Consider the following 21209-nt stretch of genomic DNA (forward strand, 5'->3'; position numbering starts at 1 on the left):
CCCACGCCGTCAGCCTCTCCCACCAGCCACCGGAAGAAAGTCGTCATGGCCATCACCATCAGCATCATCCCCCGCGCGGCGTGGCTCGCCCTGCCCGCGAAGACCTGGAACCACGGACTGTTCCAGCCCTGGGTGGGCGGGGTCGTCATCCACCAGCGCGGCGAGGGGAGCATCACCTACGGCCCGCACATGCTCTGCCACAGCCAGGTGCTCGCCCTCCAGACCCAGAAGATGCTGGGGGGCGACTCCGACATCCCGTACAACTTCGTGGTCTGCCACCACGGGGGGATCTTCGAGGGCCGGGGCTTCCACCACCGCTCGGCCGCCAACGGGACCTCCACCCCGGGCGCCAACTCGGACTTCTACGCGATCTGCGGGCTCCTGGAGTCCGAGGACCAGCCGACGGCCGAGATGGTCACCTCGATCCGGAAGCTCGTCACCGTCCTGCGGGCGGGGGGTCCCGGCTTCCGGGCGGGACCGCACCTCAAGGGGCACAAGGAGGTCTACTCCACGTCCTGCCCGGGCAACCTCCAGCCGTATCTGCTGCGCGGCGAGTTCGGCGCGCTCGCCGAGTACGGCGACGACGGGCTCCCGCAGCCGCCGAAGCCCGCGAGCCCCCTCTTCGTCTACTCCCGCGCCCAGTGGGGCGCCCGCCCGCCGCGCGAGGTCACCCGGGTCGAGCCGGGGAGCCGCACCGGGTTCACGGTCCACTACTCCAGCGGTCCCACCTCGCAGACGGTCCAGCAGATCCAGAACTACCACATGGACTCCCGGGGCTGGGCGGACGTCGGCTACAACTTCCTCGTCGACCGGAACGGGCACATCTACGAAGGGCGCGGCTGGAACGTCGTGGGCGCCCACGCGACCGGCCACAACGCGACCCACATCGGCGTCTGCTTCATCGGCGAGGACGGCGACGCCACCCCACGGGCGCTCTCGGCGATCGCCGCGCTCTACCGCCAGGCCAACCAGCTCACCGGCAAGACCCTCGACCAGACCTACCACGGCGGGCTGTCGGGCCAGTCCACCCAGTGCCCCGGCGCGGGGCTGAGGGCCTGGGTGCAGGGCGGGATGCAGGCGGCGACGCTGCCGATCACCAACGGGAGCGACGGCCACTCCGGCGGGGGCGGGAGCACCGGCGGCATGACCTCCGTGCGGTCCGTCACCTCCCAGCAGGAGGCCGTCAACGGCCTCGGCCGCAGCCCGGCGCTGGAGGTGGACGGGGTCTGGGGGCCGCAGACCGACGCGGGCGTGCGCTGGCTCCAGCAGAAGGTCGGCGCCGACGCGGACGGCCTCTGGGGCCCCGGCACCGAGGCCAAGTACGTGGCGCACACCGGGGGCTCCGGCGGCGGCATGACCTCGGTGCGGTCCGTCACCGCCCAGCAGGTGGCGGTCAACTCGCTGGGCCGCAGCCCGGCGCTGGCCGTGGACGGGGCCTGGGGGCCGCAGACCGACGCGGGCGTGCGCTGGCTCCAGCAGAAGGTCGGCGCCGACGCGGACGGCCTCTGGGGCCCCGGCACCGAGGCCGCCTACATCGGCTACCTCGACAACGGGGCCATGCTCACCGTCGACGGCCAGTGGGGACCCGCCACCATCCGCGCCACGCAGAAGGTCATCGGCGTCGCGGTCGACGGCCAGTGGGGGCCCGGCTCGGTCCGGGGGCTGCAGCGCCATCTGAACACCTGGAGCGGCGCGGGACTCGTGGTGGACGGAGCCGCGGGACCCGGTACGTACAAGGCGCTGCAGAAGCACCTCAACAACATGATCGGGGCCGGGCTCGCCGTGGACGGCGCCTGGGGGCCCGCGACCGTCCGCGCCCTCCAGACGGCACTGAACCGGGGCCGGTTCTAGGAACCGTGTGCGGGGAGCGTCCGGTCTCCCGGGCGCTCCCCGCACACGTGCCGCTCGTTTAGCGCAGCGGTCCGGGGGCGGAGGTCAGCCGGAGGCAGCGCATGTGCTCCCAGTTCCGGCTCCAGTGCCACCGCAGGGCGTCCCGGGTGTTCGGTCCGTAGACGCCGTCGGCGGTGACGTTGGCGATCCGCTGGGCGTTCTTGAGCGCGGCGGCCGTGGCGGGCCCGAACTGGCCGTCCACCGCCAGGTTCGTCGCGCCGTAGCAGTAGTGGAGGGTCGTCTGGAGGGCCTCGACCCCGCCGCCGGTGGCACCCTGGCGCAGCACGCAGAAGTTGCTCCGGGACGCGTCGACCGGAACCCGCGTGCCGTAGCCGGCCGTGTCCAGGTAGGTCGCCTTGTTGGTGCAGGTCGGTGTCGCCGCGGCGGCGGGCGTGACGCCGGTGGCGACGGCGCTCAGGGCGAGGACGGCGACGGTGCCGAAGGTGGCGAGTGCGCGTTTCATGGTGGGTCCCCCTAGTGGGCAGGGCCGGATCGGGTGGCGGCCGGGTCGTGCCGCTGAGGTGCGGCGATTCGAAAGCTAACAGCGTCCGGAGGGGGCCGACCGCCCCTCCACGGGGGCGTCCCGGCCTTCCCGGACGGCGTTGGGAAGGCCGGATCCCCCGTCGGGCCGGGCCCGTTGCGCTCCCGTTCCGGTGGCTTCCCGGCACCGTCCCAGGGACGTTTTGGGGGCGTCCCGGACGGCGGCCGTGTCCGGGACGCGCGCCCGGTCGCGGGAACCGGGTCCCGGAGCGGTGGGTCAGGGGGCCAGCTCGCCCAGCGGCGAGCACTCCTGCTCCTTCTGGCTGGGGATGGCGCCGCACACGGTGATGGTCTCCCACGGCTCGTCCGGGGTCACGGCGAGCATCCGGGTGTAGGTGTCGTGTTCCATGCGGATCATGGCGGTGTCGGACGTCCCCCGCTTGTCCCTGACCGTCACCGTGTCGCCGACGTCGCCGTTCTCTATCCGCCCCCACACGGCCTGGCAGGCCGCGCTGTACCTCAGCTGGATGCTCATGCCGCGCAGGAAGGTCTCCCGTACGGTGATCGCGTCCCAGTGGCAGTCGTGCGCCTGCGGCTCACGCCGGAGACACGTGTCACTCTCACAGCTCACCTTGGGCTTCCGCGCCACCGCCATCGACGCCGCCCCCGCGCCGGACGGATCGGTGCGCGCGGCAGCGGTCCCCCGGGGCGCCCCGTCCCCGGTGCCGCTGACGTAGAGCGTCAGCGCGCTGCCGAGCAGTCCCCCGACGATGACGCCGACGGCCGTGTGGAGGGTGACGCTCCGCAGGAAACGCCGTGGCCCCCGGGACCGTCCGTCCGTTACCGCCGCTCCCGCCGCCTCCGGCACCGGGCCGCTCCCGGCCGGTGGAACGGCGGGGTTCCCCGTGTCCGTCGGGTCCGGTCCGTCCCCGGCCACCCGTTCCGCTCCTTGCGGGGGCTCCACCGGTTCCGCCGCTCCGGTCGGCTTCCCCGTCGCCCTCGCGGCCTTCTCCGCCGGGGTCTCCGGGCCGATGGCCGCCCGGTCGAGGAGGACGAGCAGCGGCTCGGGGTCCTCCCCCGCCGCCGCGGCGAACTGCTCGACGGCCACCCTGGTGGGCAGCTGTTTGGCGTTCAGGAACCGTTCCCAGGAGGAGCGGCTGTAGTGCGTCCGCTCCGCGAGCCGGTTGTAGCTCAGTCGCGAGGCGTCCTTGATACGACGCAGTTCCGAGAAGAGGTCGCCTCTCGGGCCCTCGTCCGCCTCGGTCATCCCCGACCCCCCGGTCATTCAGATGTCTTGGTCCATGTGCGTCCGCCGGCCACGAGCGGCCCGTCGGACGCACCATTTTGACGTTCCTCTCCCTGAAGGGAGGGGATTCTTACGGCTCGCGCCGTGAGACTTCCTGTTTCGTCGCCGACTGCCCGCCCGGAGAACTCCGTTGAGGTCTTACACCAGCTCCGCAGGCTGTAACCGCCCGCCCGGCGGCCAGAAGGTTCTTCGCCGCGTTCACGTCCCGGTCGTGGGTGGTGCCGCAGTCGCACGTCCAGGTGCGGACGTTCAGCGGCATCTTCCCGGCGGGGGTGCCGCAGGTGGAGCACAGCCTGGAGGAGGGGAACCAGCGGTCCACGACCACGAGGTTCCGTCCGTACCAGGCTGCCTTGTACTCCAGCATCGTGCGCGTCTGGCGCCATGCGGCGTCGGAGACGGCGCGGGCGAGGCTGTGGTTCTGGACCATGTTGCGCACGGTCAGGTCCTCGATCACGAGCGTTTGGTTCTCACGCACGAGACGAGTAGTGATCTTGTGGAGATGGTCGCGGCGGCGGTCGGTGATCCGGGCGTGGATCCTGGCGACCTTCCGCCGGGCCTTGGCCCGGTTGGCGCCGTCGCCCCTGGCCTTCTTCGCCAGACGGCGCTGGGCCAGGGCGAGACGGGCGCGGTCGCGGCGCTCGTGCCGGGGGTTGGCGATCTTCTCCCCGGTCGAGAGGGTCAGCAAGTGGTCCAGGCCCGCGTCGATGCCGACCTCCGCGCTGGTGGCGGGGAGCGGCTTCACGGAGGGGTCCTCGCACAGGATCGAGACGAACCAGCGTCCCGCGTTGTCCTGCGACACGGTCACCGTGGACGGCTTCGCTCCCCCGGGGAGCGGGCGCGACCATACGATGTCCAGCGGCTCCGTCATCCTGGCCAGCGTCAGCCGTCCGTCACGGAAGCGGAAACCGCTGGTGGTGTACTCGGCGGACTTCCGGGACTTCTTCCTCGACTTGAAGCGCGGGTACCGGGCCCGCCTGCCGAAGAAGCTGGTGAACGCCGCCTGCAGGTGCCGCAGACACTGCTGCAACGGCACGGAGGACACCTCGTTCAGGAACGCGAGTTCCCCGGTCTTCTTCCACGCCGTCAGCATCGCGGACGTCTGGTTGTAGTTGACCCGCTCCTGTCGCGTCCACGCCTCCGTGCGTGCGGCGAGCGCCAGGTTGTAGACCTTGCGAACACAGCCGAACGTGCGCGACAGCTCGGCCGCCTGCGCATCGGTCGGGTAGAAGCGGTACTTGAACGCCCGCTTCACATGGCTCATGGTCATGCTCACAAACTAGCGGCACCACAGGTAAGAATCCAAACTCGCGGAACAGAACGGAGCGCGTCACCTCAGGTCCCGGGCGTCGCCCCCCCCGCCGGACGGCGGGGGACTCCCTCGGCACCGGCCGGCGCGGAACCCGGCGCGGGGCCCTCTTACGCGAACGGGATCTTCCCTGAGAGAGTCTGACGGGTCATCGTCCGAAGTCCGGAGGGGGGCGGCCGACGGTCGGCGGCCCCCTCGACGAGCCTCGAACCCCCCGGATTCCCGGTGGGATCGCCCGTCGTCCGGCGTCCGCCGATGCGCCGTCGCCATCGCCGTCGACGACGTGTCGGACCCTACCCCGACGGAGGCGCCTCTCCATGCACGGTCATGAGAACCCGGTCGAGGAACCCAGTGCCGCGCAGCGGGGGGTCTGGCTCGCCCAGACCCTCGGCCCGGACAACCCGCAGTACAACATGGGGCAGTACATCGAGATCCAAGGAGCCCTGGACACCGCCGTGTTCACGCGCGCGCTCCGCGAGGTGGTGCGGGAGTGCGTCACCCTACACGACCGGTTCGTCCAGGGTCCGCACGGGCTGCTGCGGCGCCCCGACGGGCCCGGCGACGTCCCCCTGCCGCTCCTCGACCTGAGGGACCGGCCGGATCCGCGCGCCGTCGCCGACGCCTGGATACGCGAGGATTTCTCCCGCGTCTTCTCCCCGGCCGACGAGCCGCTGTTCCGCTTCGCGCTGCTGCGCGTCGCGGACGACGCGTACCTCTGGTACATGTGCCTGCACCACATCGCGATCGACGCGTACGGCACCTCGATGCTGGTGCGGCGCGTCGCCGAGGTCCACACCGCCCTGGAGCGGGGCGGGGAGCCGGGGCCGAGTCCGTTCGGGGACCTGGAGCGGCATCTCGCGGCGGAGCGCGTCCATCACGCGTCCGGGGCCTACCGGCGGAGCGCCGACTACTGGCGGGAGACGTTGCGGGGGCTGCCCGAGGCGGCCCCGGTCGCCGGGAGATCCGCCCCGTTCGGGGGTGTCGCCCTCGGCTCCGAGCCGCTCACGGCGGCCGGGATCCGCGCCATGGACGGGCTGTGCGAGGAGACGGGGGTCGGGCAGTCGGCCCTGCTGGTGGGGCTCGCCGCCATCTATCTGCACCGGATGACCGGCGCCACGGACGTGGCCATCGGCATGCCCGTCTCCACCCGGGCCACCAAGGTCGCCAAGACCACGCCCAGCATGGTCGCCAACATCCTGCCGATCAGGGTCCGGCCGCGACCGGAGCTGTCCTTCTCGGACGTGGCGCGGCAGGCGGACGAGTCCCTGCGCGGCGCGCTCCGCCACCACCGCTACCGCACGGAGGAGATGCGACGGCCGGAGCCCGGGGGCCCCGGGGGGCCGCTGTACTCCCTGCTCGTCAACATCATGCCGTTCTCCTACGACTTCCGCTTCGGAGATCTCCCGGCGGCGGCGCGGACCCTCTCCAGCGGCCCCATCAAGGACCTCTCGCTCTGCTTCCTCGACCGTTCCGACGGCCGGGGACTGACCCTGGAGGTCCAGGCCAACACGGGGGTGTACACCGAGGAGGAGACCCGTGGACACGCCGCCCGGGTGCGGCGGCTGCTCGACACCGTCGCGGAGAGCGGCGCGGACACGCCCATCGGCACCCTGGAGGTGCTGCTGCCCGGTGAGGCGTCCGCCGTGGGCACCGATCCGGACGCCTCCCTGAAGGTGTGGGACGAGGCGCTGCGGGGCGTGGAGGAAGCCACGCTGGTGGCGCGCGAGATGACGGTGCCGGAGGACGGGGCCGGTGCGGGCGGCGTCCCAGTGACCGAGGTCCGGGAGCTGTCCGGGGCGGAGACCGCCGCCCTGACGGCCTTCGCCCGGGAGCGGGGACTGGCCGTCGGCACGGTGGTGCGGGGTGCCTGGGCGATCGTCCTCGGCTGGCTGACCGGCCGCGACGACCTGGTGCTGGGGACGTCGTTGTCCAAGGGTCCCGGCTCCCCGGACCGGTCCGGGGAGCCGTCCGTCACCCCGCTCCCCGTGCGCGTCCGGATACGGCCGGCCGAGTCCACGGCGCGCTTGCTGCACCGGCTCCAGGCCGAGGACGCCGCGCTCCTCCCCCACCGGGACGTCGCGCTGTCCGACATCGAGCGACGGGTCGGCGTCGGCCCCCTCTTCGACGCCCTCCTCGTCCACGGGCCGGTGGAAGGACCGTCGGCCGTCGACGGCGACGACTACCCTCTGAGCGTGGCCACCGTCCCCGGTGACCGGTTCGCGGTCCGGGTGCGGTACCGCCCCGACGCGCTGCCGTCCTTCCTGGCGCGCGCCGCCGCCGACGGACTGGCGGGGCTGCTGGCCCGGCTGCCGGAGACCGCCGACTCGCCCGTGGCGACGGCCCTGCCGCTCCCGGCGGCGGCCGTGCCCGGCACGCCGTCCGTCAGCGGGGTGGTGGAGCGCGGTGGGGCGACCCTGACCGAGCGTTTCGAGGCACGCGCCGCGGCCGTGCCCGGGGCCGTCGCGGTGGTGGACCGGGGGACACGGGTCACCTACGCGGAACTGAACGCCCGTGCCAACCGGCTCGCCCACCATCTGATCGGCGGGGGCACGGGTCCGGGTTCCATGGTCGCCCTCGCCCTCGAACGCGGCGCGGACCTCGTCGTCGGGGTGCTGGCGGTCCTCAAGGCGGGCGCGGCGTACGTACCGGTGGATCCCGCCTATCCGGAGGAGCGGCTGGCGTTCCTCCTCGCGGACGCCGGTGCGGAGACCGTGGTCACCACCCGGCACCTGGCCGACGCGCTGCCCACCGGGGACCGGCTGACCGTCCGCCTGGACGATCCGGCGGTCCTCGACGAGCTGGCGGGACGGTCGGCCGCCGATCCGGTGGACACCGACCGGGGCGGCGTCCTCACCGGGGACTCGGCGGCGTACGTGATCTACACCTCCGGGTCCACGGGAACGCCGAAGGGCGTCGTCGTCCCGCACGGGAACGTCACCCGGCTCTTCGACACCACCCACGGGGCGTTCGGCTTCTCGGACCGCGACGTGTGGTCGCTGTTCCACAGTTACGCCTTCGACTTCTCCGTGTGGGAGGTCTTCGGACCGCTCCTGAACGGCGGCACGCTCGCCGTGGTGCCCTACGAGGTCAGCCGGTCGCCCCGGGAGTTCCGCGCGTTCCTCAGCCACCACGGCGTCACGGTCCTCAACCAGACGCCGTCGGCCTTCCACCAGCTCGCCCAGGCCGACCAGGAGGTGCCCGCCGGTCAACTGCCGCTGCGGCTGCGGCACGTGGTGTTCGGCGGGGAGCGGCTGGACGTCAAGCGGCTGGACACCTGGTTCGCCCGGCACCGGGGGCCCGGCGCGCCACGGCTCACCAACATGTACGGCATCACGGAGACCACCGTCCACGTCACCCTCGCCACCGTCGACCCGGACGGGATCGGCACCGGGGCGGCCGTCGACCGGGTCGGGCTCCCCCTCGACGACCTGCGGGTCCACCTCCTCGACGGCCATCTGCGCCCCGTACCGGCGGGCACCGTCGGGGAGATGTACGTGGCGGGAGCCGGGGTCGCCCGGGGGTATCACCGGCGGCCCGGCCTCACCGCGCAGCGCTTCGTCGCCGACCCGTTCGGCGGGCCCGGCCGGCGCATGTACCGCACCGGCGACCTCGCCACCCGCGCGCCCGACGGAACGCTCCGTTACCGCGGCCGCCGCGACGGACAGGTCAAGGTGCGGGGCTTCCGCATCGAGACCGGGGAGATCGAGAGCGCCGTCCTGCGTCACCCCCGGGTGCGGGACGTCACCGTCGCCGTACGGGAGCACGCGCGGGACCAGACGCGGCTGATCGCCTACGTGGTGCTCGACGACGACCGGACCGACGGCGTCACCGCGCGGTTGCGGGAGCACCTGGCCGGGCTGCTGCCCGAGCACATGGTCCCGGCGGCCTTCGTCCCCGTCGACGCGATACCGCTCACCCCGAACGGCAAGACCGACCACGCCGCGCTGCCCGCTCCCGAGTACACCGCCACGGACCGCGTCCCACCCCGCACCTCCACCGAGAAGCGGCTCGCGGCCGTCCTCGAGGACGTCCTCGACCTCCCGGAGGTCGGGGTGCACGACGACTTCTTCGCGCTGGGCGGCGACAGCATCACGTCCATCCAGCTCACCGGCCGCGCACGGCACGCCGGACTGGACATCACCCCGAAGGACGTCTTCGAACTGCGCACCACCGCCGCGCTCGCCGAGGCCCTCGACGCGGGCCGGATCGGAAGGCGGACGCCACCGCCGGGGTCCGGGGCCGACGGGCCGGACTCCCCGGTCGGGGTGTTCCCGGCGACGCCGATCCTCGAACGGTCCCGGGAGGACCAGGGCCCGTTGAAGGAGTACCACCTCTCCATGGCGGTGCGGGTCCCCGCCGATGTGCGGGAGGAGCACCTGATCGCCGCCGTGCAGACCGTCACCGATCACCACGACGCGCTGCGGACCCGGCTGACGCTGCCGGACGGCGCCCACGCCGGTCCGGCCGGACGGGAGGGGTCCCCGCCCGGGTCCTCGGGGCCATGGGTCCTGGAGGTCACCGCGCCGGGGACGGTACTGGCGGAGGAAGGTTTCGTCCGGGTCCCGGTGGAGGCTCCGGACGACCCCGGCGGGTGGGCCGGGATCATCCGGCGCGAGCAGACCGCGCAGCAGCGGGCCCTGGACCCCGTCTCCGGGCGGACGCAACGGGTGATCTGGCTGGACGCCGGGCCGGACCGGCCCGGACGGCTGCTGTTCCTGCTGCACCACCTGGTCGTCGATGGCGTCTCCTGGCGGGTGCTGCTGCCCGATCTGGAGCGCGCCTGGCGCGCGGCGGTCGACGGTCGTGACCCGGGGCTGAGGTCCCCCTCGACGTCGTACCGGAGGTGGGCGCGGCATCTGGCGCGGGAGGCGCTGAGTCCCGCCCGCGAAGGGGAACTCGCCCTCTGGAAGGGCATGTTCGACGGGCACCGCGCCCGGTTCCCGGACCGGGGGCCGGACGGGGAGCCCCATCGGATACGCACGATGCGGTGGCTGGCCCTGGACCTGCCCGAGGAGGAGACGGCCGCCCTGCTGAAGGCTCCGCCCGCCTTCGGAGCCGATCTGCGCGATGTGTTGTACACCGCGTTCGGGCTGACCGTCTCGCAGTGGCGGCGGTACCGGGACGCCGGGCCGCCGGACCGGTCCGGCGTGCTGGTCGATCTGCAGGCGCACGGGCGCGAGCCGTTGGCGGACGGTGTCGACCCGTCGGCCACGGTGGGCTGGTTCACCGCCCAGTTCCCCCTGCTGATCGACCCGGGGAGGATCGACTGGGAGGGCGGGCCGGGCCCGGCGGCCGAGGGCTCGTCCACTCCGGCGCAGGCGGTCGCGCGGGTCGCCCGGGACATCGCGGCGCTGCCCGACCACGGCATCGGCTACGGTCTGCTGCGCTATCTGAACCCCCGGACCTCGCCGGTCCTGTCCCGGCTCGGCGACCCGGAGGTCGCGCTGAACTACCTGGGCAGGTTCCGGGTGGCCGAGGAGACCGCGTACTGGCGGTCCACGGGTGAGCAGGGGGCGGCGATGGGGGGCGCCCAGGAGGAGGACTCCGTCGTCAACCGGGCGGTGGCGCTGACGCTGGCCGTCGAGGAGCGCGAGCACGGGGCCCGGCTGGCCGCGCGCTGGAGCTGGCCCGGCGCTCTGCACACCGAGGAGGACGTCAGCGAACTGGCGCACGGCTGGTTCGACGTGCTGCGTCGTCTCACCCGGGCGGCGGCGGAGACGGCCGCGCGGCCGGACGGGCGGGGTCCGGTCGGCTGACGGGCCCGGGGCCGGGGCCGTCGCGCCCCGGCCCCTCCGGTTCGGCGGGACCGTCCGGCCGGACCGGGACGCGGCGGCCTTCCCGCCGCCTCTCCACGGGACGACGGATGAGGCGTATGAGGCGTATGAGGCGTTCACCCTTCCGTGGGACGGGCGTTGACAGTCCCGGGAGGACTGCCTAAGGAGAAAGGGAGAGGAATCGACATGCGCACCGCGACGGGACGGGCGGTTCCGGGGGACGGGGCCCGGCGCGGAGAACGGAGCGTCCCATGGGCACGGACCGGGAACGGGTACTGGCCAACAAGATCGACTGGTCGTACCTCCACATCGACTTCGACCGGAACGGGCTGATCGAGCGTCAGGACCTGCTGGGGCTGGCGGCACAGTTGCTGCTGACGTTCGCCGAGCCGTCGTCCACCCCGAGGGGACAGTCCCTGATGGACGCCTTCGACCGCTTCTGGGACACCCTGTCCGATCACTGCGACATCGATCGCGACGGCCGGATCACCCCGGCCGAGTACCGCAACGGGATGCTGGCCGCGTTCGTCGACGGCGACCTGTTCGACGCGGTCTTCCACCCCGCCGCGGCAGCCCTGGCGATCGTCGCCGACACGGACGGGGACGGCGCGATCGACCGGGCGGAGTTCCAGGCCATGGAGACCGTGCTGGGCGTCCCGGAGACCGAGAGCGGTACCGCGTTCGACCGGCTGGACGTCAACGCGGACGGGGCGCTGGACGTCCCGGAGTACCTCACCGCGGTGCGCGAGTACTACACCAGCACCGACCCCGACGCCCCGGGCAACTGGCTGTACGGGGCCACCTTCCGGTTCCCGTTCCCCACGGCCCGACGGTGACCGGTTCCCTTCCCGTGGCCCCGGTCGTGGCGGGGGCCACGGCGGAGGCCGGTCCGGGGGGCGCGGCGGAGGCCGCGCCCAAGGCCGGTCCGGGGGGCGCCGGGGGTGCTCCGCCCGCGCTGGCGGAGTCCACCCGGTGGCTGTGCGCCCCGCACCGCCGCCACCGTCACTCCGCCCTCCTGGAGCGGCGGGCCCGGCGGTGGGCCGCCGGGAACGGGCTCGCCGTCGGAGCGGCGGCGGACCGGCTGCGCGCGCACGGCCTCGACCGGCTCGCCACCGTCGCCCTGCCCGAGGAGCGGGACGAGCACGTGCTGCTGTACGCCCACTGGCTGATCTGGGTGTTCCACCTCGACGACCACATCGAGTCCCGGACGACTCCCGAGGCGGTCGACGCCCTGTTCGGGCGGCTGCTGGAGCGGACCGGACCGCCGGGGCCGGTCAGCCCGGTGGGGTCGGTCGCCCCGGCGGCGAACGGCCCGGCCGACCCGGCCGGGCGGGCGGTCGAGGACGCGCTGGCGGATCTGTGGCGGCGGACCGGGCGGGGCATGAGCGGCCACTGGCGGGAGCGGTTCCGCCGCCATCTGCGCGAGCAGCGCGCCGGGTGCCTGCGCGAGCACCTCCTGCGCCGCGCCGGGGCGGTGCCCACCCTGGAGGAGTACCCGCTGCTGCGCAGGCGCTCCAGCGGACCGTGGCTCTACGACCTGCCCGAGGCGGTGCTGTGCGCCGAACTGCCGCCCGCCTTCGCGGCCACCGCCCTGTGGCGGGAGCTGACCCGTCACGTCAGCGACGCCGCGAACTGGTGCAACGACGTCCTGTCCCGCTCCAAGGAGAGCGCGGACCGGCTCACCGTGAACCACCTCCTCGTCGCCCGTCACCGGTTGGGGATGACCGAGGCCGCCGCCGTCCGGTGGGTCACCGGACGCGTCGTCGACCGTCTCGACCGGGCGGCGGCCCTGGGGCGGCGCGTCCCCGCCGTCGCCGGGGGCCTCGGCCTGCCGCCGCCCGCCGTCCGCGACGTCAGCCGGGTCGTCTGCGCCACCCTCAACTTCCCCGCCGCCTACCTCACCTGGGCCCTGGACTCCGCCCGTTACGCCGAGCGGTCGGTGCCCCCGCCCTCCTGATCCGCCCCATCGTTGTGACACCGCCGTCCCGGAGCGGGGCCGGGCGGGGCGCCGCCCCGGCCGGTGGACCGGCGGACGGACAGGTGGGACGGGTCAGGCCCGTGCGGGCGCTCCCTGCCGGAAGGCCGGGATGAGGATCGCGCCGACCGTGAGGTGGAGCAGGACCAGGGTGATCCGGGAACCGGCGGTCAGCCCCGTGGCGAACAGCGGGGCGACCAGCGAGAGGAGCAGCACGGCCACGGCGGCCCCGGTCCACAGCCGCGGGCCACGGGCGGTGCGGCGCTCCAGCACCGCCAGCAGGGCCCAGCCGAGCAGGGAGACGACGGCCACCGCGATCGGGACGGCGGGGAAGGGCAGTTCGGTGGCGGTGGTCGAGCCGGGGCCGTCGGGGGTGCGCAGATCGACGTCGAACACCGTACGGGCGAGGACCCAGATCAGCGCGTCGGCGACGACGGCGCCGACGACGGCGAGGGCACGGACGCGCGTCGGGGCGGTGGCGCGGGGGGCGGTGGGGTTGTCGGGCATGGCGGACCTCCTGGGATGCCGGGGCGGGGGCGGCCGTCCCGGACGGCGGTCGTCCCCACGACCGATTCACACGAGCCAGCATATGCATGATTCGCGCATATAATGGTCTCACACCTAGGAGTGCCCAGTCCACAGGAATGCCCGTCCCATACGACGTGGAGTACGATGCGAAGCGTGAGTGGCGCAGAGACACCCGAGGTCGCGAACGGCCGGAAGAACGGACCCGCCGGGTCCCGCACCGCCCCCGCGAGCGGCCCCGACGGCCCTGGCGGCCCCGTGGACGCCTCCGTGGACGCGTCCGTGCTGAGCGCGGTCGAGCTGGCACTGATCCAGATCCGGCGGCGGCAGTCCCGGCGCAGCCTGGCCCGGCCGGTCGTCCAGGGGATGGCCGAGCCCGTCGCCCTGAACACGCTCAACGTGATCGACGCCGTGGACGAGGGGCTGGGCGAGAGCGGCCGGGACGTCACCGTGGGGTTCGTCGCGGACCGGCTGGCCATCGACCCGTCCCGCGCCAGCCGGATCGTCGCCGACGCGGTCAAGGACGGGTTCGTCCGCCGGGTCGCCTCCCAGGAGGACGGCAGACGCAGCTGTCTGGAGCTGACCCCGGCGGGCCGGGACGCGGTGGCCGCCGCGCACCGCACCCGGCAGAGCTTCTACACCAGCGTGCTCCAGGACTGGGGCGCCGACGAGCAGCGGGACTTCGCCCGGCTGCTCACCAAGTTCGTCCGCTCGCTGGACAGCGCCGCCGTGCGCGACTGACCCTCCCCGGCTCCGGGACGGACCGTCCGGCCCGCCCGGGCCGTCAGCCCGGTCCCGGTGCGTCCCGTCCCGGTGCGTCCGGGCCGTCGTCCCATCGGGTTTCGAGTCGCCTTCGAGCCCTCCCGGTCACGCTGACCGCGCCAGAACCCCGCATACCGACGGCGCGCCAGGGTCCCGCTGCCGCGGGGAGCGCGCTGGTCCCGGAGGAGGCGCGACGGTGAGTGCGACAGGCCGGACAGACCAGCGACGCACGCCCCGGGCGGACGGCGACCGTCCGGTCTCCCCGGACCCAGCGGCCCGTCGGACCTCCGCCCCCGATGCCCCGGCGGGTTCCCCGGCCAGCCAGTCCGCGCGCACCGCGTCGCCCACCGGGCCCAGCAGCGCCAGCACCGCGTCGACCGCCTCGGTGAAGACCGCCTCGTGGCCGTAGAGTCCGGCCGCCATCCGGGGGTGCTGCGCGCCGGTGCCCGGGAACATCAGGACGACGGAGCGCCGGTGAGGGGGTGTCATGGGGCCAGCCTGACCGGTCCGGGTCGAGGCTCCCTCCATCCCCGGGGGAGGCTCCGTCGAGCGTTCCTCAAGGGACGGCGCCGCGTCCGGGCGTCAGACCCGCACCCGCTCCCGCAGCCGGGCGCCGACGGTCCGCACCACCTCGGCGTGGTGGGGGTTCAGATAGAAGTGGCCGCCGTCGAAGACCCGCAGGGCGAACTCCTCCCGGGTGTGCCGTTCCCAGGCGGCGGCCTCCTCCGGCGTCACCCGGGGGTCGCGGTCCCCGGTGAGGGCGAGCACCGGGCACCGCACGGACGCGTCCGGAGCGCAGCGGTAGGTCTCGACGGCACGGTAGTCCGCGCGGATCGCGGGCAGGACCATCCGCAGCAGCTCCTCGTGGTCCAGCAGGCTCCGGTCGGTCCCGTCGAGCCCCATCACCTCCGCGAGCAGGCCCGCGTCGTCCAACTGGTGGACCGTCTCCCGGCGGTGGACGGACGGGGCGCGGCGGGCGGAGACGAAGAGGACCGCCGGGACGACGCCCTCGTCCCGTTCCAGCCGACGGGCGACCTCGAAGGCGAGGGAGGCCCCCATGCTGTGCCCGAAGAGCGCCAGCGGCCGGTCCGTCCAGGGGCGCAGCGCCGCGTGGACCCGGTCGGCGAGCAGGGAGAGGTCGTCGACGAGGGGTTCGCCGAGGCGGTCCTGACGGCCCGGGTACTGGACGCAGAGGGCCTCGGCGAAGCCGGGCAGATCGCGGGAGAGGCCGAAGAGGGATCCGGCGGAACCGCCCGCGTGCGGCAGGCACACCAGCCGCACGGCGGCGTCCGGACGGGGGTGGAACCTGCGGACCCACAGCTCGGGGTCGTCGGGGGGCGGGGTCGCCACGGGGATCGTTCCCTTCGGGGTTCGGCGGCCGGGGAGGCCGTTTCGGGTGCTGTGCGCGGGCTCGGGTTCGACGGCCCGGGGCCGTGTCGGGGGCCGTGCGTCGGCCTACCCCGTCGACGGGCGGCGGATGTGCGCCGCGCGGTACGGGTTCCCGTCCGGGAGCCGCGGCCGGGCGGTCACCGGGTACGGGGACGGGCCTGCGGTGACGGGGGCGGCGCGTCCAGGAACGCGGTCACCGCCGCCGTGAACTCCGTCGGCGCGGCCCGGTGCACCAGATGGCCCACCGGGATGGTGACCAGCCGTCCGTCGGGGACGCGGCGGACGAGTTCGGCGACGCCCTCCTGGGGGAGGTGGCTGCCGGGACCGCCGGCCACGGCCAGGGTGGGGGCGGTGATCCGGGCGAGCCCGGCGAGCCACCGGGGGTCCGGCCGGTCCAGCCACCGCCGGACCGCGAGGACCGCGTCCCAGTCGAAGTCCGGCTCGCCGTCCGGGCGGACCGGGGGCACCGGATCGCGCGGGCGGGGGACCGGCACGTCCTCCAGGACGAGACGGCGCACCCGCTCCGGGCGGTGGGAGGCCACCAGGTGCGCCACCACACCGCCCAGGGAGTGGCCGACCAGGTCGACGCGGTCCCGCCCCCAGACGTCCAGCAGCCCCAGCACGTCGTCGCGCAGCCGCTCCGCCGCGTACGCCCCGGGCCGGTCGCTGCGGCCGTGTCCGCGCAGATCGGGGACGTACACCCGGCGGTCGCGGGCGAGGACCGGCGCCACCTCGTCCCAGTCCGCGCCGCGCTCCCCCAGCGCGTGCAGCAGCACCACCGCCGGGGCGTCCGGCGGGCCCGACACCCGGTAGGCCAGCCGTACCCCGTCGATCCGCGCCGTCCCGTCCCCGTCGGTCATGCCCGGACCGTACCCGGGAACCCCCGGCGCGGGGACGGGCGTTCGCCGGGGGCCGAACCCGGCGACCGGGCGGACCGGGGCCGGTCCTCAGGGTCCCGCGTGGACCTGGCAGGCCCAGAGGCTGGGCGTGCGCGGATAGTCGTCGCGCAGGGCGCGGACCGCCTGGTGCAGGGCGCGGGCCGTGTCCTGGACGGCCGGTGGTCCCCCGGCGGCGGTGAGCCGCGCGTACACCGCCTGGGCGACCCGCGCGCCGACGGTGTCGTCCACGCTCCACAGGGAGCCGACGACGTGCGGGAAGCCCGCCATCTGGAAGGCGCTGACCACGTGCACCGACTCGTCGGCCAGCGCGGGGCTGGTGCGCAGGGTGTCGCAGGCCGACAGATAGGCGAGCCGGGCGCGCGGCAGCCGCAGCCGGGCCAGGTCCCGGACGGTGGGCGCGGCGGCGGCCGGGCCGTGCAGTGCCAGCCGGGTCAGCGAGGGGTGCGACGGATCGCTGACGGCGTGACAGGCGAAGTGCGCGTACGGATGGTCCGCCAGCAGGCGCCGGACGGCGGCGGTCGTGGCGGCGGCGCCGTCCAGGACGGTGGCGTCCCCCAGCAGTTCCGCCAGCCGCCGGGCCTCCTCGTGGGCCCCGGGCAGCGGGGGCAGCCCTTCGGCCCCGGGCACGGACACGATCAGCGGGCGGCCCTCCGCCGGGCCCCCGCGCACCCGGGCGCGGGCGTGGCGCAGCGCCCGGAGGGTGGGGGTGTAGGAGGACACCACCCGGTCGAGGGCGCCCGGCCCGGTGCCGCCGGGGGCCGCCGCGTGCAGCGGCAGGGCGCCGAGCGCGCCGCCGGGCGACCACCAGACCCTCGGCGGCTCCCCTTCCTGGGACGGCGTTCCGGCCGCTCCCAGCCGGTCGAGGACGGGTCCGGTGACCGTCGTCCAGAGCCAGTCCAGGGTGTCCCGCACCCCGGCCTGGGCGGTCAGCGCCCGGGCGCGCGGGGCGCCGGGGTCCGCGAGGACGGCCAGCGCCTCCTGGAACCGGGCCGCGCGGGCGGCGGTCGCCCGGGCGGTGAGCCCGGGCAGCGGCAGGGCGTGCACGCCGTCGGCGGTCAGGAGCAGCGCGCCCCCGGTCGGGTCCGTGACGGGCACGCCGTCCGGGGGCGGGAGGTACAGCAGGACCACGGGACCCTGGTCGGCGGTGGCCCGCAGTTCGGTCCCGTCCCACTCGCGCACCGGCCGGAACAGCCGCAGTCCGGGGTGCTCGGCGCGGATGCGGGCGGTCAGCGCCTCCCACTCGGCGGCGGCCCGGGCGCGCTGCTCGGCGGCGGACGCGGCGGGCTCCGTGGACCCGGCGGACGCGGTGGACCCGGCGGACCCGGTGGACCCGGCGGGGCGGGCGGACCTGGCGGGTTCCGGGGTCACGGGGTCGTCGGGCTCCGGGCGGTTCTCGTCGGTGAGCGCGTCGACGCGGTCCCTGAGCCGGACGAAGCGTTCGGCCAGTCCGGGTGAGCGCGCCGCCAGTTCCGTCAGATCGCTGTCCGCGTCGAACGCCTGGGCGAGCAGCACCCCGCGCGCCTGTTCCAGCAGCCGGACCGCGAGCGAGGGGTCGCCCCGGCGCACCGCGCAGTCGGCGGCCTCCGCGCCGAGTCCGACGAACCGGCCGAGCCCGAACTCCTGGTCGTCGCGGACCAGATGGCGGGGGGAGACCGAGGGCAGCAGGTCCACCGCGGTGGTGAAGCCCTCCAGGGCGAGGTCGGGGCGGCCGAGCGCGAGCAGGGCGCGGCCCCAGCCCCGGGCCGCGTCCACCCGGGTGGGCGGGGCGCCGTGCGGGTCGAGTGCCCCGGCGCGCAGGGCGTCCGCCGCCTCCGTCAGATCGGAGGCGGCCCGGGTGCGTTCGTGGAGCAGCAGCAGCGTGGAGCCGAGGACCGACAGCCGTCCGGCCCGCCGGGGGTGTCCGTGCGGGGTGCCGCGCACGGCCTCGCGCATCAGGGCGACCGCGGCGCGACGGGTGGCGGTCGAGCGGCCCGTCCGCTCCCCCGCGAGCCGGACGGTCGCGGCGGTCATCAGGGCGCCGCTCCGCTGGGGGCTGCCCGGCGGAAGGTCCGCGAGGACCGCGTCCATGAGGGAACGGGCCTCCCGCAGGAGGGCGCGGGCGCCGGTGAGCTGGAAGCCGACGAGGAGGACGAGCGCCAGGTTGGTCCGCCGTCCGGGCAGCTTGGGGTCGGTGGCGGGGGTGAGGGCCACCCCCGCCCTGATCTGGTCGGCCGCCTCGTGGAGCGGCTCCGGGTCCGGGACGCGCTCGGCGAGGTCCAGCACCGCCGAGCCGGAGGCGACGAGGGCGGCGGCCCGCTGGGCCACGGGCAGACCGGGCAGGGCGGCGGCCCGGCGGCGGTGGCGCAGGGACTCCCGCAAGTCACCGGAGTCGTGCGTCGCCCGGTAGCGCAGGGTCAGCGCCCCGCTCAGGGTGGTCAGCCGTCCGCCGAGTTCGCCGTGGCCGTCGGGGGTGCGCCGGACGGCCTCGCGCAGAACGGCGACCGCCTCGTCCAGGTCCACCGGGCCGACGCCCGTCTGACGGGCCGAGACCAGGGTGCCGCCCAGGTCGTGGAGGGCGGCGGGGCGCCGGAGGTGGCCCTCCGGCAGCAGCGCGACGGCTTCCCGCAGCCGGGCGACCGCCTCCCGCAGCGCCTCGGGGCCCGCGGTGCCCCCGTCGTGGCGGGCGCGCAGCTCCAGAGCGGTGGCGATCAGCCGGGCGGCGGTGCGGGCGGCGGGCTCGGGCTCGCCCCCGGGCCGATGAGCCGTCGCCCCGGTCCGGTGGGCCGTGTCCCCGGTCTCGCGGACGGCGTCCCCGGAGGCGTCGGCGGGACCGGGGGCGGGGACGGGGGCGGAACGGAGGTCGGCGGCCGGACCCGGACCACCCGGACCGGCGGACGGACCCGGGTCAGTGACCGGACCCGGGTGGGCGGCCGGACCCGGGGCGGGGACCGGACCCGAGTGGACGGCAGGACCCGGGCGGGCGGTCGGACCCGAGTGGGCGGCCGGACCCGGGTGGGCGGTCGGACCCGGGTGGGCGGTCGGATCCGAGTGGGTGGCCGGGCCCGGGGCGTGCGCCGGACCCCGGGCGGGAGCGGGCTCCCCGGTGGTGGCCGGGCCCGGACGGGTGACCGGACCCGGTTCGGCGGCCGGACGGAAGCCCGAAGCCGGACGGAATCCGGAGGCCCGGCCGGGTCGGGCGGGCGGTCCCGGGCTCGGGCTCGGGCTCGGGGGCTCGGCGGGGTGGCGGCCGGTGCGGGCCCGTCGCGCGCGCAGCACCGCGGTGAGCGTCTCTTCGGTCCGGGCGCGCAGCCCCGCGTCCGCCGACGGGTCCGACCGGGCCTCGGTCAGCACGGCGGCGGCCTCCTCCAGATCGGCCGCGCGATCGGTGCGGCGGTACCGCTGGAACAGGACGGTGCCCAGGTTCAGCAGGGCGGCCGCGCGGCCGTTGGGATCGCCGGGCACCGCCCGGCGCATCAGCTCCACCGCCTCGTCGTAGCCGTCGGCCGCCCCGCCCTCCCGTTCGGCGTCCAGGGCCAGCGCATGGGCGAGGCTGCTCGCGTACCGGGCGTGGTCGGGGTGGTCCGGCCCGGTCCCGTCCAGGACGTCCCGGGCGATGCCGACGGCCTCGGCCAGGTCCTCCGGATCGGAGGCGGCCTCGTAGCGCTGGACGAGGGTGAGCCCGTGGTTGTTGAGCCGGACCGGGCGCAGCGGGTCGTCGGGGCGGCTGGCCTTGACCGCGCGGCGGCCGGTGCGCACCGCCTCGTCCAGGGTCCCGGCCGGGGCGCCGATCCGGCCCAGGGCGGCCAGCGCGGCGGCGAGGACGTCCAGCCTGGCCGGGCGGGCGGGGTCGTCGGGCGGGGTGGCGAGGACCGCGAGGGTCCCGGAGGCGGCCCCCGTCCACAGCAGTTGTTCCAGGTCGAGGCCCGCCGTGGCCCGGACGTGGTCGGCGAGCGCGGTCAGCGCGTCGGGCGCTCCGGGCACTCCGCGCGGGAGTTGGACGGCGGCCACGGAGGACTCGCAGACCAGGGCCCATTCGACGGGGCCGTCCGCCGCCCCGGGAGCGGGACGCCGTCCGGCCGGGAGCCCGGCGAACCCGGCCGCCAGCTCGTCCGGGACGGCCGCCGGGTCGACGGCCCAGACGGGGAAGAGCAGGGTGCCCGCGCAACTGCCCTCCCGTACGCCCCGGCCCTCGCCGAGCGCGGCGCACCGGAACCAGTACAGCCAGCCCGCGGCCCGGCGCGCGGCCAGGTCGGTGGTGAGGTCGCAGGCCCGTAGCAGGGCGCCCAGTTCGGCGTCCGCCTCCGGTCCGAAGAGTCCGCCGGGGTCGCCGTCCCGTCGGGCCCGTGCCAGTCGTTCCTCGACCGCCCGCAACCGGTGGTCCCGTTCCATCACGCCGCCTCCGCCCTTCCGTCCCGGCCCCTCGGGCTCCCCGCGCCCGAACGCACGGGCCCGCCCCGCCCCTTGGATCCTTCCCCGTCGCCGTCCGCCATGGGGCAGAATCAGGATCATGACGGCAACGGACGGGGAGCGGCGGCGCGCGGAATCGGTCGCGGCGCTGTGCCTGCTGCTGGCGGAGCCGGACGCCGGGTGGGACCGGGAGGTGACCCGGAGCGCGGAGCACGCCCGTTCGCTGCTCGCCGCGGGCGGGGATCCGGTACGGGTGGACGAGGCGCTGCGCGCGCTCGACGAGGCGTTGCGCGGGGCGGGGGACGCCCGGGGGCTGCTCGGTCGCTCGCGGGGCGTCCTGGACGCCCGGCCGTCGGGGGCGGCGCTGCCCGGGATGCGTCCGCTGGTCAAGGTGGCGCTGTGCCCGGGTGAACGACCGTGTCCGCGCCGGGAACCGGCCCGGGACCTGTGGCCCGCGCCGGTGTGCGCGGTCACGGGGACGCGGATGCGCAAGGAGCGGCTCCGGCGGGAGTCCTGA

Annotated in this window: 14 protein-coding genes; 6 read left to right on the plus strand and 8 right to left on the minus strand. The window is 75.5% G+C overall.

Annotated elements, in window-relative coordinates; genetic code table 11:
• Positions 1-45 precede the first annotated feature (45 nt).
• Positions 46-1851 carry a peptidoglycan recognition protein family protein gene (locus ACVWNX_RS02720; protein ID WP_454412235.1) on the plus strand — a complete coding sequence of 602 codons (1806 nt, stop codon included), beginning with the start codon at positions 46-48 and terminating at the stop codon, positions 1849-1851.
• Positions 1852-1909: 58 nt separating this feature from the next.
• Here the strand turns inward: ACVWNX_RS02720 and ACVWNX_RS02725 are convergent, their stop codons facing one another.
• The 3 genes from ACVWNX_RS02725 to ACVWNX_RS02735 form a co-directional block, all read right to left on the minus strand.
• Entirely contained in the window at positions 1910-2353 is a 444-nt protein-coding gene (locus ACVWNX_RS02725; RefSeq protein WP_454412236.1) for a peptidoglycan-binding domain-containing protein, read from the minus strand.
• Positions 2354-2647: 294 nt separating this feature from the next.
• Positions 2648-3637, minus strand: a complete 990-nt coding sequence (locus tag ACVWNX_RS02730; RefSeq protein ID WP_454412237.1) for a helix-turn-helix domain-containing protein — start codon at positions 3635-3637, stop codon at positions 2648-2650.
• A 109-nt stretch (positions 3638-3746) separates the two neighbouring features.
• On the minus strand, positions 3747-4943 hold the full coding sequence (locus tag ACVWNX_RS02735) for an RNA-guided endonuclease InsQ/TnpB family protein (protein ID WP_454412238.1): 1197 nt from the start codon (positions 4941-4943) through the stop codon (positions 3747-3749).
• 356 nt (positions 4944-5299) lie between these two features.
• Between ACVWNX_RS02735 and ACVWNX_RS02740 the strand changes: the two genes are divergently transcribed.
• The 3 genes from ACVWNX_RS02740 (at position 5300) to ACVWNX_RS02750 (ending at position 12713) form a co-directional block, all read left to right on the plus strand.
• Entirely contained in the window at positions 5300-10738 is a 5439-nt protein-coding gene (locus ACVWNX_RS02740) for an amino acid adenylation domain-containing protein (protein ID WP_454412239.1), read from the plus strand.
• 269 nt (positions 10739-11007) lie between these two features.
• Positions 11008-11592, plus strand: coding sequence for an EF-hand domain-containing protein (locus ACVWNX_RS02745; RefSeq protein WP_454412240.1), 585 nt, complete (start codon positions 11008-11010; stop codon positions 11590-11592).
• The gene (locus ACVWNX_RS02750) at positions 11589-12713 is read left to right on the plus strand and encodes a terpene synthase family protein (RefSeq protein ID WP_454412241.1); all 1125 of its coding nucleotides are present in this window, start codon (positions 11589-11591) and stop codon (positions 12711-12713) included. The genes ACVWNX_RS02745 and ACVWNX_RS02750 overlap by 4 nt, the downstream gene beginning before the upstream one ends.
• Positions 12714-12806: 93 nt before the next feature.
• Here ACVWNX_RS02750 and ACVWNX_RS02755 read toward each other — a convergent pair whose 3' ends face one another.
• On the minus strand, positions 12807-13238 hold the full coding sequence (locus ACVWNX_RS02755; protein ID WP_454412242.1) for a DUF6069 family protein: 432 nt from the start codon (positions 13236-13238) through the stop codon (positions 12807-12809).
• A gap of 276 nt (positions 13239-13514) precedes the next feature.
• Between ACVWNX_RS02755 and ACVWNX_RS02760 the strand changes: the two genes are divergently transcribed.
• Positions 13515-13997 carry a MarR family winged helix-turn-helix transcriptional regulator gene (locus tag ACVWNX_RS02760; RefSeq protein WP_454414608.1) on the plus strand — a complete coding sequence of 161 codons (483 nt, stop codon included), beginning with the start codon at positions 13515-13517 and terminating at the stop codon, positions 13995-13997.
• Between the two features lie 126 nt (positions 13998-14123).
• On the opposite strand, the gene ACVWNX_RS02765 is transcribed toward ACVWNX_RS02760, so the two are convergent.
• The 4 genes from ACVWNX_RS02765 to ACVWNX_RS02780 form a co-directional block, all read right to left on the minus strand.
• The gene (locus tag ACVWNX_RS02765; RefSeq protein ID WP_454412243.1) at positions 14124-14507 is read right to left on the minus strand and encodes an ACP S-malonyltransferase; all 384 of its coding nucleotides are present in this window, start codon (positions 14505-14507) and stop codon (positions 14124-14126) included.
• 93 nt (positions 14508-14600) lie between these two features.
• Entirely contained in the window at positions 14601-15368 is a 768-nt protein-coding gene (locus ACVWNX_RS02770; protein WP_454412244.1) for a thioesterase II family protein, read from the minus strand.
• Positions 15369-15544: 176 nt separating this feature from the next.
• Entirely contained in the window at positions 15545-16267 is a 723-nt protein-coding gene (locus ACVWNX_RS02775) for an alpha/beta fold hydrolase (protein WP_454412245.1), read from the minus strand.
• An 87-nt stretch (positions 16268-16354) separates the two neighbouring features.
• On the minus strand, positions 16355-20674 hold the full coding sequence (locus tag ACVWNX_RS02780; RefSeq protein WP_454412246.1) for a CHAT domain-containing protein: 4320 nt from the start codon (positions 20672-20674) through the stop codon (positions 16355-16357).
• A gap of 118 nt (positions 20675-20792) precedes the next feature.
• Between ACVWNX_RS02780 and ACVWNX_RS02785 the strand changes: the two genes are divergently transcribed.
• A complete protein-coding gene (locus tag ACVWNX_RS02785) occupies positions 20793-21209 on the plus strand; it encodes a hypothetical protein (protein WP_454412247.1) in 417 nt (138 codons plus the stop codon).

Source organism: Streptomyces sp. JNUCC 64 (assembly GCF_054484115.1).